9 protein-coding genes are annotated in these 15669 nt (G+C 48.1%); 7 read left to right on the top strand and 2 right to left on the bottom strand.

Going from position 1 to position 15669, the window contains the following annotated elements:
* Nucleotides 1–148: 148 nt before the first annotated feature.
* Nucleotides 149–2263 carry a TonB-dependent receptor gene (locus EDC56_RS04145; protein WP_123711229.1) on the top strand — a complete coding sequence of 705 codons (2115 nt, stop codon included), beginning with the start codon at nt 149–151 and terminating at the stop codon, nt 2261–2263.
* Nucleotides 2260–3783 carry a hypothetical protein gene (locus EDC56_RS04140; protein ID WP_123711228.1) on the top strand — a complete coding sequence of 508 codons (1524 nt, stop codon included), beginning with the start codon at nt 2260–2262 and terminating at the stop codon, nt 3781–3783. The genes EDC56_RS04145 and EDC56_RS04140 overlap by 4 nt, the downstream gene beginning before the upstream one ends.
* Before the next feature lie 101 nt (nt 3784–3884).
* Here the strand turns inward: EDC56_RS04140 and EDC56_RS04135 are convergent, their stop codons facing one another.
* Both EDC56_RS04135 and ahpC read right to left on the bottom strand, forming a co-directional pair.
* Nucleotides 3885–4463, bottom strand: coding sequence for a VPLPA-CTERM sorting domain-containing protein (locus EDC56_RS04135; RefSeq protein ID WP_123711227.1), 579 nt, complete (start codon nt 4461–4463; stop codon nt 3885–3887).
* 421 nt (nt 4464–4884) lie between these two features.
* Nucleotides 4885–5454 carry an alkyl hydroperoxide reductase subunit C gene (ahpC, locus tag EDC56_RS04130; RefSeq protein WP_123711226.1) on the bottom strand — a complete coding sequence of 190 codons (570 nt, stop codon included), beginning with the start codon at nt 5452–5454 and terminating at the stop codon, nt 4885–4887.
* 261 nt (nt 5455–5715) lie between these two features.
* Here ahpC and oxyR point away from each other — a divergent pair, with 261 nt between their 5' ends.
* From oxyR to EDC56_RS04105, 5 genes are all read left to right on the top strand, one after another.
* Entirely contained in the window at nt 5716–6615 is a 900-nt protein-coding gene (gene oxyR, locus EDC56_RS04125) for a DNA-binding transcriptional regulator OxyR (protein WP_123711225.1), read from the top strand.
* Nucleotides 6616–6780: 165 nt separating this feature from the next.
* Nucleotides 6781–9405 carry a phosphoenolpyruvate carboxylase gene (gene ppc, locus EDC56_RS04120; RefSeq protein WP_123711224.1) on the top strand — a complete coding sequence of 875 codons (2625 nt, stop codon included), beginning with the start codon at nt 6781–6783 and terminating at the stop codon, nt 9403–9405.
* 263 nt (nt 9406–9668) lie between these two features.
* Nucleotides 9669–11036: a cytochrome P450 gene (locus tag EDC56_RS04115; RefSeq protein ID WP_123711223.1), complete on the top strand. Its 1368-nt coding sequence runs from the start codon at nt 9669–9671 to the stop codon at nt 11034–11036.
* A 198-nt stretch (nt 11037–11234) separates the two neighbouring features.
* Nucleotides 11235–12518, top strand: a complete 1284-nt coding sequence (locus tag EDC56_RS04110) for an efflux RND transporter periplasmic adaptor subunit (RefSeq protein ID WP_123711222.1) — start codon at nt 11235–11237, stop codon at nt 12516–12518.
* Nucleotides 12511–15642 (top strand): efflux RND transporter permease subunit, encoded by a 3132-nt coding sequence (locus EDC56_RS04105; protein WP_123711221.1) that lies wholly within the window; start codon nt 12511–12513, stop codon nt 15640–15642. Before EDC56_RS04110 ends, EDC56_RS04105 begins: the two co-directional genes overlap by 8 nt.
* The last annotated feature ends 27 nt before the right edge of the window (nt 15643–15669 follow it).

Here is a 15669-nt window from a genome sequence, read left to right as displayed (position 1 = left end):
GATCTGATGACTCCCTAGATAGGTCTTCGCCATCGGGCGCCGCGGTAACCGCGTATTGACATGCGCAGATGCGACAATTTGTCGCATTACATATCACTCAACATTCGGTTAGATTTCGCCGCAATTATTTTGCAGCGAATTTTCTCCAATGAAATTTACAATATCGACATGTTTACTGCTGGTGCTGACACCGGTAACAATGCTCTGCGCAGACGAGAATGGTTTTACCCCAGAAATGGAAACCATGGTTATTACCAGTACGCGAGAGGCGACAAGTAAGGATAGCCTGTCTGAGTCAGTGGGTGTCCTGAGTGAGCAAGAGTTGGAGTTCCTGGTGCCTTCACACCCTGCGGAGGCGCTTAATCGTATTGCCGGCGTGCATATAAACAATCTGGGCGGTGAGGGGCATATGACCTCCATCCGTCAGCCGATAACCACATCAGGCGTTTACTTGTTCCTAGAAGATGGCATTCCTACGCGGCCAACAGGCTTTTTTAACCACAACGGTCTCTATGAGATTAATGTGCCGCAGAGTAGTCGCCTAGAAGTTACCAAGGGCCCCTCGTCAGCGCTCTACGGCAGTGACGCGATTGGCGGTGTTATCAATACCATTACTAAGGTAAGCCCAAGTGAGGCCGAGGCAAGTATTGGTGTTGAGCTTGGAGAGTTCGGTGCTGAGCGTATGTTATTGAGCGGAGGGAATAGTATTGGCGAAGAAAGTGGCTTACGCTTCGATCTGAATGTGAGTGACAATGATGGTTGGCGTGATGATTCAAGCTATCAGCGGACGACTCTAGGGTTGCGCTTCGATAGCGTGTTGAGTGAAGATTGGAGCATGAATGTGGTCGCGTCATACTCTGATATCGATCAGAGTGGCTCATCTACGCTGAACTATGATGATTACAAGCACAACCCCACCAAGAATACATTCCAAGGCGATATTGGCTATCGCGAGGTTAAGGCGTTGCGACTCTCCAGTGAGTTTGCCTACCAACCCTCAGAGCAACAGTTGTTGACGATTACCCCTTTTTATCGTCACAACGACATGAATATGATGCCGTCTTGGATGGTGACTTACGACCCGAATATTCGCCAATATTCCTTTGAGTCTTATGGCCTACTGCTGAAATATCGCCAAGATCTCTGGGATGACAAGGCGCGTATTATCGTCGGTATAGACAGTGATTTCACCCCCTCCAGTTATCTTGAAAACGATATTGATATCGACAAGGAAGAGGGCTTCTATCGTGGCTATGTTGAGAATGGCAAGGTTAATTATGATTTTTCTGCAGACCAATTAAGCTTATCTCCATATATACATACAGAGTGGCAGGTAAGCGATCGATGGCGTCTTAATGCCGGTATACGTTACGACTACTTCAACGTTGATTATGATAATAAGGTTGGTGTAAATAGTGATAGTTCTCACTTCCGCCCACCCTCGCAGAGTGTGACGCATACTAACCTGACACCTAAGCTCGGTGCAGTATTTCAATATACAGAGAATCATAACCTTTACCTTAGTTATCGTCAGGCCTTTCGGGCGGCAACGGTCGGCGCCTTGTTCCGACCAGGTTCGGCAACGAATAGTGCCGACTTGGAGCCGGTTACGGCAACTAGTTATGAGCTCGGTCTACGTGGTCAATTTAACGATAGCGTAAGCTACGAGGCAGCAATCTATGATATGCAGATCGAGAACGATATTGTTAGTTATGTCGATGGTAGCGAGCGTAAGACGACCAACGCAGGAGAGACTGAGCATCGAGGCATCGAGTTAGGAGTTGATTGGAAAATTAGCTCGCAATGGCAGTTAGGTAGCTCGTTGACCTATACCAAGCAGAAGTATAAAGACTACAGCTATATCTACGGGCACTTCTCGCCAACTTGTCACTGCTATGTAAAGGAAAATCTTAACTTCTCCGGGAACGATATTGGCAAGGCGCCAAAAGACTTGGCCAATGTCAGGCTGGCCTACCGCCCAAAACAATTGGACAGTCTAAAGCTCGAGCTTGAGTGGGCGCATGTCGGCGAGTATTTTACCGACGAGACAAATACACACAGCTATGCAGGGCACGACTTACTGAATCTGCGCGCGAACTACCAGGCGAGCGATAGCCTGTCAGTGTATTTACGTGCACTTAACCTGGCCGATAAGCGTTATTCGACCTACACATCCAACCAGGTCGGTAGTGATGAAATTGCTTATCGGCCCGGCCTGCCACGCACATTGTATGTTGGCTTTAACTACGCGTTCTTCCAATGAGTGCTGAGCTGGTGTTAAGGATGAAGAAGGCCGGTAGGCGTTGGCATTTGAGTCTGGCTTGGGTTGCTGGCGCAGTCTTATTACTCTGGGCTGGTAGTGGCCTTCTGCACCCGATGATGAGTTGGCTGGGGCCGCAAACGGCAAACTTCTATCCGCCTAAGTTATCGCTGCAGCCCGCTCAGCTCGAGCGTTTACCCGATTTATTGGCGCCTTCGGCTGAGGGTGGTGAGCTTTCTGGGGCGCGCTTATTGAAGGTAGTGCCGTCGGGGCAGGGGCCGGTGTTGTTGGTGAATCATGACCGACTCAGTGTGCCGCAGTACTATAGCTTCCGCAGCGGTTTATTATTACCAAACTTCGATGTACAGCAAGCACGGTGGTTGGCGGCATATTACAGTGGTGTTGAGGACGGGCAAGTCGTTGCAGTCGATCGTATCGACCGTTTCACTGATGATTACCCGGCTGTCAATCGTCTGCTACCGGTTTATCGGGTACGTTATGCCCAGGCCGACTTGCAGCTTTATGTGCATACAGAAACCCTCGCACTGGCATCGATTAGTAATCGTAGTAAGGCGATGATGCAGTCCCTGTTTAGAACGATCCATACCTTTAGCTGGCTGGATGCAACAGGTGCTGGGCGCGTGCTCTTGGTCAGTTTGTTGATGATCACGCTGTTTGCGTTCGCTACAACGGGAATGTTGTTACTGCTTAATTTTAAGCGCCGCAAGATTACTGATGGCAAACGACGTTGGCACCGTCGTTTTAGCTATTTACTTTTTTTACCATTGCTAGCCTGGTCGGCAAGTGGTTTCTACCATCTTTTACAGGCGGCCTATATTGGCGAGAGCAGTGATTTAAAGCTATCGAAACCGATTAATTTTCGTCATCGGCTCGACGATCGCTTTACTTGGTTGGCATCACTAGAGGGGCAGTCTTTAAACAGTTTTACAGTGACTGCGGATCGTTTGGGAAAACCGTTATATCGGGTAAGTTTGGCGCCTAAAAGAACGACTGTGACGCGTGATCAGAGATTTAGTGGAAGGCCACTTGAGGAGCAAGCGCGCTATATCGATGCTGAAAGCGGTAAGCCGGTGATGCAGAATGATTTGCGACGGGTGACTGAATTAGCGATGCAGTTTGGTTCTTATGATGAGAGCCAGATTTTCGATGTACAGAAGATCGTACGTTACGGTGAAGGCTATGATTTTCGTAATAAACGTTTACCTGTTTGGCAGGTAACGTTGACGGGGGCAGGGCAGCGGGACCGGTTATTTATCGATGCGACGAGTGCGATCCTGGTCGATCAGAGTCGCCGTATCGATCGCTATGAGCGTTGGTCATTTTCTCAACTGCATAAATGGAACTTCCTAGCACCCCTGACGGGGCGTTTTTATCGCGATGTTACGATTGTAATAACGCTGTTGTTGTTTTTGTTGTCGACAGCACTGGGGGTGCGTCTACTGCTATCTAGGCGTCGAGCGCGTCGCTCTTCGGTGACGGTAAGCTCAGAAGTTATCGGATAGGTAGGAGCTTAAAGTGGGGGCAACCTTGTCGTCGTCAGGAGGGCGACGACAAGGTCAATTGTAATGGTACGTTGCTTGTTGTTGTGGGAGCAGGGACTTGTCTAGGATTTCTTTTTTCGAGCTGCGGCGAGACCTAGAAGCGCTGAGCCAAATAGCCAGGCACTGGCGGGTAAGGGTAATTCGGCGTTCTCGAAACTGATGCCAGAAACATAGAAGACAGACAGGCTGCTTGCGCCAGTAATATTGAAAGAGGAAATACCGTCAAGCGATAAGTCGAAGTCTTGGCCGGAGCAGAACATACAACTGTCGTCGTTGAGGGTAAGTGAGCCAAAGGTGCTGTTTAGCGTTGCCTTATCGGGGCCCTCCCACTGACGAAAGCTAATACCGGTAACATTGACGTTATTGCCGAAACTAAAGCTAAGCGTCTCATTGTTTTGGATGCCGCTTAAATTCCCCCCAGAAGTTTTTACGCCGAAACCCTCTAGGTTTGAGGTGCCAATGTTTGAGCTGCCGGCGCTGATGTTGATTGCGGTGCCGTCGTTAGAAAATAGCGTATGGTTAGAGGTCGAGTTGTTGAGGCTGCCGTGCCCTGTTAGGTCGATAAAATCGGCGAAGGCTGGGGTGGCGGCGAACATCGTTAGGCTGAAAGCGGCCGAAGCGACGGTGGTAAGCATTTTCATATGTAATATCCTCGTTATTATTATGACACTCGAAGTCCTGTGAGTGCTGGTAGCTATGCACTTAGTGGGCCAATCTTAATAAAAGCCTCATTAGAGTGTATTTATCTAACTGCGAACTGCGTCACATATTTTTTTGTAAAAATTATCGTCTTTTCAAATTTGGTGGTTTTTTATAAAAATGAAATTATTCATTGCAAATAGCTATAAAAAAAGCTGGAAAGACACGAGTCAGTATATTTTTGTTGTTTTACGGCGTTAGGATGAGTCTATTTATGAATTTTTATTTTGCGTGGGGATGATGAGCGAGAGAGGACGTTGTAAAAAACTGTAAAGAATTGTACAAAACTGTAGGCATCACGCCCTAGTGCCAGGGGACGCCGGGCTAGGGCGAGTGGCTGGGCTCTCGCCCAGCGTTTGTTGTTTAGATTTTTCCAACAAGGTCTAGTGAAGGCTCAAGCGTGGCTGACCCTGGCTGCCATGCCGCTGGACAGACTTCACCGTCATGCTCGGCAACGTATTGTGCAGCTTGGACTTTACGAACCAGTTCTGCAGCAGAGCGGCCAATACCAAGGTCGTGAATTTCGGCGACTTTGATCTCGCCTTCTGGGTTGATGACGAAGGTGCCGCGAAGAGCGAGGCCTTCTTCTTCAATCATCACGCCAAAGTTGCGAGATATTTGACCAGTAGGGTCACCGATCATTGGGTAGTTAATCTTGTTGATGGTATCGGAGGCGTCGTGCCACGCTTTGTGGGTGAAGTGTGTGTCGGTTGATACAGAGTAAACCTCAACACCCATACTTTGTAGCTGCTCGTAATGGTCTGCCATGTCACCTAGTTCGGTCGGGCAAACGAAGGTGAAATCGGCAGGATAGAACATGACCACAGACCACTTACCTTTCATATCGGCGTCGGAAACGTCAATGAAGTCACCCTTGTGGAAAGCGGTGGCGTTGAAAGGCTGGACAGTTGAATTGATGATTGATTTGTACATGATATTTCCTCGTAGTCATAAAGGGATAAATTATTACTAGCTAACGGCGATGGATGTTGTCGCTCGTTTGTTGCTGTTGGGGACCAGTTTAGGAAAAAGCGTTGAATAGGTATAATTGGACTATGTGATCGTTATGATAGATATTACCTATAGTTGATCTCGTCGAGCCCAGTGCTGTAGATGATCGATTAAGCTATCGGTATCGCTTCCTTGCACGTGTTAGTGCGAGCGTTCTTTTGTGTTAACTTTAGGCGCGTTAAAATGATTAAATTGCGGGACCTACAATATCTTGACGCCATTGCGGAATATTGCCATTTCGGCAAGGCGGCCGAGGCGTGCTTCGTTAGTCAGCCGACGCTGAGTGGACAATTGATGAAGTTAGAGGAGCAGTTAGGGCTCACTCTGATTGAGCGTCACCGTCGTAATGTGATGCTAACGCCTGCTGGAGAGCAGCTGGTTAAACAGGGCAAACTGGTATTAAAGGCGGCCGAGGAGTTTGAGGCCAAGGCTAAGGCCTTGTTAGATCCGTTATCAGGCGATATGCATGTTGGTCTCATACCGACGCTGGCTCCCTACTTATTACCACATATCATGTCTGGCGTGACTGAGCGCTTACCGAACGTCGATTTTTTCTTGCATGAAGATCAAACCAAGGTGCTATTAAAGGAGTTAGATGCCGGCCGCCTTGATATGTTGATTTTACCTTGGTTGAGTACGATGGAGGGCTTTGAGCGCTACGATCTTTTTAGTGAGCCCCTGGTGTTGGCGATGCCGCCGGGGCATAGCCTTGGTGCTAAGGAGGTCGTTGAATTGTCGGACTTAGATGGGCAGCCGGTGCTGACGCTAGAGGATGGTCACTGTCTGCGAGATCAGGCGATGGACTATTGTTTCTCTGCGGGGGCAGAGGAGGATAGTCGTTTTCGAGCCACCAGTTTGGAAACGCTACGGTTTATGGTCGCTAATGGTCTCGGTATAACCTTGCTGCCGCAGTTGGCGGTTAGTGAGAGCTCAAATATGTTGCTCTATCGGCCATTTAGTGAGCCACAGCCAAGCCGTAATATTGCTTTGGTTATCAGACCAAACTATCCGCGCATGGAGTGTGTACGCGAGATTGTGGCATCCGTAAGGCAGTCGATTAAAGGGGTGTTAGCGCCGTCCTGACTGGGCTTTAAAAGGTCTATCTATTTGTTTTAATTTCAATTTCATTACCAATCGGTAAATTTTCGCCGCTGTTAATGTGGCAGTGATAGTATCATGTGGCGCCGAACATACTGCAGAGGTGCCACTCTAACGATTAACTCCAGATGGATATAGCAAGAGGTTTTCATGGCAGAACATAACGATAGTCTTAGTTTTAACGTCGATACTCTGGGGCGTATGCTAGGGCAGGCCGTCAGCCAGAGTCATGGTGAAGAGCTGCTGAACAAGATTGAGCGCATTAGAACGCTGGCAAAGTCAGCACGAGCTGAAAACGACTCTGAGCGAGCAGAGCTACTGGAAGTGTTGCAGGGGCTGAAGAACGAGGAATTACTTCCTGTTGTGCGCGCCTTTAGCCAGTTTCTCAACTTGGTGAATATATCGGACCAGCATCATACGATATCCCGTGAGATGGCCGATCTGATGTCTTCGACACAGACGTTGACTGAGTTATTTGCAGAGCTCAAGGCCAAGGGAGTGAGCCGTCAAGATATCGAAAAGCAGATAGAACAGCTCAATATTGAGCTAGTACTGACCGCACACCCCACGGAGATTACACGTCGTAGTCTGATTCATAAATATACCGAAATTGACAAGTCTTTGGGACAGCGTGAGTTGCAGGGGCGTACGGCGCGAGAACAGCAAGCTGAAGAGCTGCGCCTGGAAGAATTGATCGCCCAGGTATGGCATACCGATGAGTTCCGTAGTGACAAGCCCAGTCCCTTAGACGAGGCAAAGTGGGGCATGGCGGTGCTGGAGAACTCCCTCTGGGATGCGGTGCCAGAGTATCTGCGCCGTCTCGACAGTACCCTGGATGAGGCCTACGGTGTACGTCTACCGATTACTGCGGCACCGGTATCTTTTGTCTCCTGGATGGGGGGGGATCGCGATGGTAACCCCAACGTGACGGCAGAGATTACCCGCAAGGTCTTGCTGATCAATCGCTGGAAGATGGCCGACCTGTACTTAAAAGATATTACGACTTTGATCGATGAGCTATCGATGTCGGCGTGTAATCCGGACTTGCGAGAGCTTGCTGACAATAAGCATGAACCTTATCGGCATATTCTCAAGCAGCTACGTAGCCTGATGAATAATACGCTACTGAAAACCGATACGTTGCTACGTGGTAACGAGTATCTAGGCGGCCCAACGTTAGAGCATATCGACCAGCTCTGGCAGCCGCTGCAGCGCTGCTATCAGTCACTGCTTGATTGTGGGATGAGCATTATTGCTAACGGTAAGTTGTTGGACTTACTGCGCCGTGTACGTTGTTTCGGTATTAACTTGGTGCGTTTGGATATCCGCCAAGAGAGTGATCGTCACAGTAACTGCCTATCAGAGCTAACACGTTATCTCGGTATGGGTGATTATAATGACTGGAGTGAGACCGATCGTCAGGCTTTCTTACTGCAAGAATTACAGGGCAAGCGACCACTGTTGCCGTCGAATTGGCAGCCTTCTTCCGAGGCGCAGGAGGTTATCGATACCTGCCGGGTTGTCGCCGAGAACTCCATGGACTGTTTCGGTGCCTATGTCATCTCGATGGCTCGTGTGCCCTCCGATGTGCTGGCGGTACATTTACTGCTAAAAGAGGCAGGGTGTAGCTTCGCCATGCCAGTAGCCCCGCTGTTTGAGACCCTTGATGACTTAAATAATGCCGCAGATGTTATTGGTCAATTGATGGCGTTGCCTTGGTATAAAGGCTACATCGACGGTTACCAGATGGTGATGATTGGTTATTCTGACTCGGCAAAAGATGCGGGCGTGTTGGCTGCAGGTTGGGCGCAGTACCAAGCACAGGAGGCGTTATTAGACGTTTGTGATAGCGCTAAGGTGTCGTTGATGCTGTTCCATGGTCGTGGCGGCACAATCGGGCGTGGTGGTGCACCGACGCATGCAGCGTTACTGTCACAACCCCCGGGCTCTCTGCGCAGTGGTCTACGGGTCACTGAACAGGGTGAGATGATTCGTGCTAAGTTGGGGCTCAGCCCGATAGCGATTAAGAGTCTAGCGCTTTATACCAGCGCCATCTTGCAGGCGAACCTCGATGAGCCGCCCGCACCGAAGCCGCAGTGGCGAGGGTTGATCTCCCGTCTGGCTGGTCTGTCTTGTGAGGCATACCGCAGCTTTGTACGTGACGACGAGAACTTCGTTGAATACTTCCGGCAGGCGACTCCGGAGCAGGAGCTGGGTAAGCTACCTCTCGGCTCAAGGCCTGCGCGCCGAAGCAGCAAAGGCGGCATTGAAACCTTGCGAGCGATCCCTTGGATCTTTGCTTGGAGCCAGAACAGGTTGATGCTTCCAGCTTGGCTGGGGGCGGGACAAGCTCTGCAGACGGCGATCGCTGATGGCGAAGGCCCGTTGTTAGAAGAGATGTGTCGTGAATGGCCTTTCTTTTCTACGAGGGTATCGATGTTGGAGATGGTCTTTAGCAAGGCAGATATTGAGCTCTCCGCACATTATGACAAGGTCTTAGTCGACGAGTCGCTGCAGTATTTGGGGCAGAAGCTACGAGAGCAATTGATGGCTAACGTGAAAACGGTACTGTCGATAACCAATGATGGCAGTCTGATGGAAGATCTCCCAATGGCGCGTGACTCAGTGCAGTTCCGCAACACCTATGTTGACCCACTCAACTTGTTACAGGCGGAATTATTAAAGCGTAACCGGACCGCGAATGATCAACAGCTCGAGCGAGCGATCATGGCCACTATTGCAGGTATTGCTGCAGGCTTAAGAAATACGGGTTAACGAATACCCCGCTCTCTTATTAATGAGCCCGCAGATGCGGGCTTTTTTTATTTTTTGCAAGGTGTATAAAATACCGGCACTTGTTTGCCGCTTAGGGATTTTTTATAGTGTTGGAAATCTTTTCACTGTATACGCGTTTTATCACAAAGTAAGCTGGCGGTGTATAGAAGTTCGACACTGAGTCAGTTGTCTAGCCGACAAAAATAAGAATATAAATACAATAATATACGTAAAGAGACACCTGCTAATTTTGGAGAGCGATAATGAGTACCGCAACCATCGATCAATCTTATTTGAACGAGAAGGATAATAAGAACCTAGATCATATACCGGGCGAGTACGGCCTGCCATTTATCGGTAAAACACTGCCATTGCTAAGCCGTCTGCATGATGTAGTTGATGACCATTATAAACGCTTTGGAGAAGTTTCTCGTGTCCGCCTAGGGGGGCAGAACGGCTTGTTAGTCGTTGGTGGTGATAATTACAAGCAGATTTTTCTTGATCGTGATAAAAATTTCTCTGCTCGTATGGGCTACGATCAGACCCTGGCGACGATGTACCCCGACACTATTCTTACTTCCGATTTCGAGCAGCACCGTCCGCAGCGTCGCATGTTCCAGGCTGCATTCAAAAATGATGCGATGCGTACCTACGTCGATATGATGAACCCTGTGTTAGAGAAAAACATCAAGGAGTTCGCTAACAATAAGAATTTTGTTTTCTTCCCAGCGGTGAAGAAGACCTTACTTGATGTTGCTGCGAAAGTCTTTGTGGGTATTGATGACCTAGATGGTGAGGAAGCTTCCCGCCTCGCTCAGTCGTTTATTAATAGCTCTGAGGGCTTGTTGGCTATTGTGCGTAAGGAGGTTCCCGGAGGTAAGTTTAAGCGTGGTCGTGACGGTATCCGCTATCAGCGAGACTTTTTCCGTAAGCTGATTAAGCAGCGTCGCGGCGGTAACGGTACCGATACCTTAACGTATCTTTGTAATGAACGAGATGATGACGGTAATTACTTCGATGAAGAAAGTATCATCGATCAGATCGTTTTCCTGTTATTTGCAGCCCATGATACGACGACAAGTGCCTTGTGCCACATGGTTTACTATACAGGCAAGAACCCGCAGTGGCAGCAACGTATACGTGAAGAGGCTGAGCAGCTTGGAAAGCCTTTCCTTGATTATGATGATCTTGATACAAGGGTTGATACTGATTTGGTCTTTCAAGAGTCGTTACGGATGAATCCCTCGGTGCCGGTATTATCTCGCCGTACCATTCGTGATTGTGTTATTGGTGGTCATAATGTACCTGCGAACACGGTTATTTGGATTGCGCCGACTTATAATCATCGAATGACTCAGTATTGGACCAATCCTGATCAGTTTGATCCAGAGCGTTTTGCACCGGAGCGTCAAGAGCATAAGAGTCATAGCTTTGCCTATATGCCGTTTGGCGGTGGTGCTCACAAATGTATCGGCATGCACTTTGCGGTGATGGTATCTAAGGCCTTTATGCATCAGTTTTCCCTCAACTACGATTACTCATTGACGAAATCGGGTGAGCCAAAGATGGATTACTTCCCCTTGCCGAAGCCTCATGACGGGGTGCCTGTACAGCTTAAACCACGTAGTTAAAATAACTTAGAATGTGAATTCTTTTAAAAACCACGCAGTTGCGTGGTTTTTTTGTTTGGCGCACGCTATTTTTCGTATCGTGTTGTAATTATTAACGGCGAACTAGCTTTTCTATATTAACTAACGGTAATATTTGTGTGCCTTAGGCGTTGTTAGCATGAGAAGTAACAAGAAGTTAATAATAAAACGATAAAAAAGATGAGCCCAGTGATGCAGTTGAGAAGAGCGAAGAAGCCGCTACTTATTATCATGGTCTCTGTGGCTATTGCCGCGGTGATGGTTGTAATGAGGCCTGAGGTGAAGCGGCAGGAAGTGATACAAGAACCGCTTCCGATAGATGTTTTAGAAGTTCATAAATCTGGACTTAAGGTCAATATTCAGAGTTACGGTGAGGTGTTACCAAGGACTGAAAGTACGCTGGCTTCAGAGGTGACGGGAAAAATTGTTGCTGTCAGTAATGACTTCGTGGCTGGCGGCTTCTTCAATAAAGGTGATGAGCTGCTGAGGATTGATGATCGGCGTTATCGTGTCGCATTAAAACGCTGTGAAGCTGAGGTTGCAAGAGCGAAGAGTATGCTGGCTCAGGCGCAAGGTAAAGCGCATGTTGCTGAGCAACAGTGGCGACAGCGGACAGGAAAGCAGCTGGATCAAGCGGCGAAAGACCTGGCATTAAATAAGCCACAGCTACAAGAGGCTTTGGCGAATCTAGAGTCAGCACGCGCCAACTTACAGCAAGCAAAAGATGATTTGTCTAATACGGTGATTAGAGCACCATTTGATGGCTTGCTACGTGAAAAGCATGCAGATATAGGAAGCTTTGTGGCTGTTGGAGCGCCTTTGGCTGTGGCCTTTGCGGTTGATTATGCCGAGGTTCGTTTGCCTATTCCGGAATATCAGCTCGATTATATGCAGTTACCAGAAGGTGTTGGGCGAATGAATGTCGAAAGTCCTGTAACGTTACGTAGTAATGAAGCTGGCGTGCAGCGTCAGTGGTCGGCACAGTTAGTGCGAACTGAAGGTGTTTTAGATCAGCGTAGTCGAGTGCTACATGTGGTCGCACGTATTAACGACCCTTATGGCTTACACGATGCTAATCAGCAGCCAATTTTACGAGTTGGTAGTTTTGTTGAGGCGGAGATTGACGGCAGAATGATTGAGGGCTTAATTGCTGTTCCAGCCCATGTTTTGAGGCCAGGTAACGTGTTATGGGTTGTCGATGAGGAAGATCGTCTACAGCAACGAGAAGTTGTTGTTTTACCTATCAGTGATGAAGAACGCTATGTGCAGAGCGGCTTACGTGATGGTGATAAGGTTTGCTTGACCAGCGTAGGGGCTGTTTTACCTGGGCGACAAGTGGTCATTAATAACGCGAATAAAGTCAATAATGAAGTAGAGCGTATGGCTAGGGGGATGGAGGTAGAAGTAGAGCCTGAAGATGCGTTGCTCGCGACACCAACAATTTTAGGGGTCGTTGATGAATAGTCTTGATGATTCACGTAAGGGCATTATCGCTTGGTTTGCGAACAACCCTGTTGCAGCGAATTTGTTAATGATCTTTACGGTTATTATCGGCATATATTCAGCTATGACGATAAAAAAAACCTTGGCACCGGAATATAATTCGCGTTCCGTTAGCGTTGTCATGGCCTATCCCGGGGCGAATACGGCAGAGGTTGAGCGCGGGGTTATTTTGAAAATCGAGGAGGCCATTAAAGATATTGAATCTATCGATAGTTATGATTCGATGGCACTCGATTCTTTAGTGCGTATGAAGATTGATGTTGCTGATGGCTATACCCTTGATGAAACGTTAGCTGAAGTGAAAACGGCGGTTGATGCGGTGACAGGTTTTCCACAGGGCGCTGAGCGTGCTGTTGTTGCTAAAATGGATCAACAGTGGCAGGCGATACAGCTCCAGCTCTACGGGCCGGGGTTGAATGAGAATAATGGCAAGTGGTTGGCTGACCAGATGAAACGCGAGTTACTGGCTAATACCGATATAGCCAGTGTAATGATTTACGGTACACAGGATTATGAGGTCGCAATCGAGGTGCCAGAGCAAGAGTTGCGTCGATACGGTTTAACGTTGGCTGCCGTTAAACACGCCGTGCAGCAGGCGTCAGTCGATATCTCTGCGGGTAGCATAAAAACTGAAAATGGTGAAATACGCCTTCGGGCTAATGCACAGGCTTATCGCCAGCACGACTTCGAAGCAATCGAGTTATTGGCTTTCGATGATGGTACGCGTCTGTTATTGGGTGATATCGCGACGGTAAAAGACGGTTTTAAGGAGGCTCGTGATGTCGCTATGTTTAATGATACTTATAGTATAGCGCTCGCTATTTTCGCCGTTGGGCCACAAGACTTAGTGACAATAGCCAGCCAGGCTAAGGCATATGTTGCGGAAAAGAAACAGCAGCTTCCACCAGGAGTTGAGCTTGATTATTGGGCTGATACGACTTATTACCTTCAGGGCCGGCTCGATATGATGCTAAAGAATCTCGCGATCGGTGCTCTGCTAGTGTTTATTATTCTTGGGTTATTTATCGAGTTAAATATTGCTTTTTGGGTAATGCTGGGTATTCCGGTATGTTTTTTAGGGGCGCTGGCGATGCTGCCCTTAGTGGGAGTGAGCATTAACCTGATAAGCCTGTTTGGCTTTATTTTGGTGCTAGGTATTGTTGTTGATGATGCAATTATTATCGCAGAGAGCGTACATAGTAGTATATTGAAGCAGGGAGATAGTCTAAGCAGTGTTATTAGCGGTGCTCAACGTGTGGCAACTCCAGCAACATTTGGCGTGTTGACAACAATTTGTGCCTTTATGCCGACACTGTTTATAAGTGGCAGTATGGCTAACTTCCCTGCTGCCTGTGGCTTTGTCGTGTTATTTTGTTTGTTGTTTTCATTGATAGAGTCAAAATGGATATTGCCTGCGCATCTAGCGCATCGTCATAGTGGGTTATCACGCTGGATTAAGAGTGAGCATCAACAGCGCTTGCAAGTACGCTGTAATGCGCTCTTGAGCAAATTTATTGAGCAAAAATATTTGCCATTCCTACGAGTTTGTATCCGTGAACGTTACACAACGATGGCAGTATTTGTAGCAATTTTTATTCTTACTATTGGCTTAATGGCGGGGGGCTGGATACGTTATGTAATGACGCCAGACTCCCCTAACGATTATGTTGAAGCGAAGGTAGAGATGGTGCGGGGCACCAGTGAGCAGAAGACTATGGCTGCTATGCAGCGGATTAAGCAGGCTATCAGTGAGGTCGAAGTTCGATATCTTGAGCGGGAAGGCGTGGAGCAGAGTTTTATTCGCCATTCCTTCAATCATACGAGTGATGGTCGTATTGGCTCCTTTATGCTTGAATTGAGTAAGCAGGAGGAGCGCATTATTGGTAGTCAAGAGATTGTTGATCAATGGCGTGAGGCAGTAGGTGAAATCGTCGGCGCTAAACAGCTGTCTTTTTCGGCGGTAGATGATCGCCCGGGAGGAGACATTGCCTTTAATCTTGTCAGTGATGACGCGATACAGCTTCGTGCGGCAGCAAACGAGCTGGAGAAGAAGCTGGCGAGCTATGACGGTTTATCGGATATAACCAATGGTATCGGTGGGCAGATGACGGAGGTTGCTTTGTCTATAAAGCCTTCGGCACAGGCGCTGGGGTTGTCGATGTCGGACATAGCCTTGCAAGTTCGACAGGCGTTTTACGGTGTCGAGGCTCAGCGTATTCAGCGGGGGGCGGATGAGGTGCGAGTCATGGTACGTTATCCGTTGCAGCAACGAGAATCTTTTGCTTCGCTTGAAAATATGACAATACGTAACGGCAGTGATGAATTGCCGCTATTGTCTGTGGTGGAGATAGAAAACACATTAGCTGAGGCGCAGCTAAATCGTATAGACGGGCAACGTGCTGCCCAGATCGCAGCTAAGGCTGATAAAAGTCGTATTGAGCCTCAACAGGTAAGCAATGAGATCATTGAGAATTACTTGCCGCAGTTATTGCAAAAATACCCCGCGGTGAGCTACGAGCTTGACGGCAGCTCGCAGGAGGCGAAAACAATGGAGAAAGAGCTTTTTGTAGGCTTCTTTTTGGCGTTGCTGGGTATCTATGCACTGTTAGCGGTTCCATTACGCTCATATAGCCAGCCGGTTATTATCATGTGCGTTATTCCGTTTGGCTTGATTGGTGCTGTTTTTGGTCATGCGGTGTTGGGTATGACTGTTAGCATGATGTCAATTTTTGGCATTATCGCGTTAGCAGGAGTGGTGGTAAACGATAGCTTGATTATGGTCGACTTTATAAATCGAAGTATTGAGCGCGGAAGCACGATATTGGACGCGGTTTTAGAAGCAGGCGGAGCCCGGTTTAGGGCGATTCTATTGACATCCTTAACAACGTTTTTTGGCGTTCTACCCATGTTGTTGGAGACCAGTGTACAGGCGCAATTTGTTATTCCAATGGCTGTGTCATTAGGCTTCGGCATTATTTTTGCGACCGTGATTACGCTGTTGCTTATCCCTTGTCTCTATATGGTCTTGGCAGATCTACGCTCATTGTTCAGCATTTCGTTGCCAGTATCATGTGATGAAGGGTAATGTTTATGCTGTTTAAGGCGGTTGTTT

The sequence above is a fragment of the Sinobacterium caligoides genome, from assembly GCF_003752585.1.
Classification (GTDB): domain Bacteria; phylum Pseudomonadota; class Gammaproteobacteria; order Pseudomonadales; family Sinobacteriaceae; genus Sinobacterium; species Sinobacterium caligoides.
This window is presented reverse-complemented; position numbering and strand designations above follow the sequence as displayed.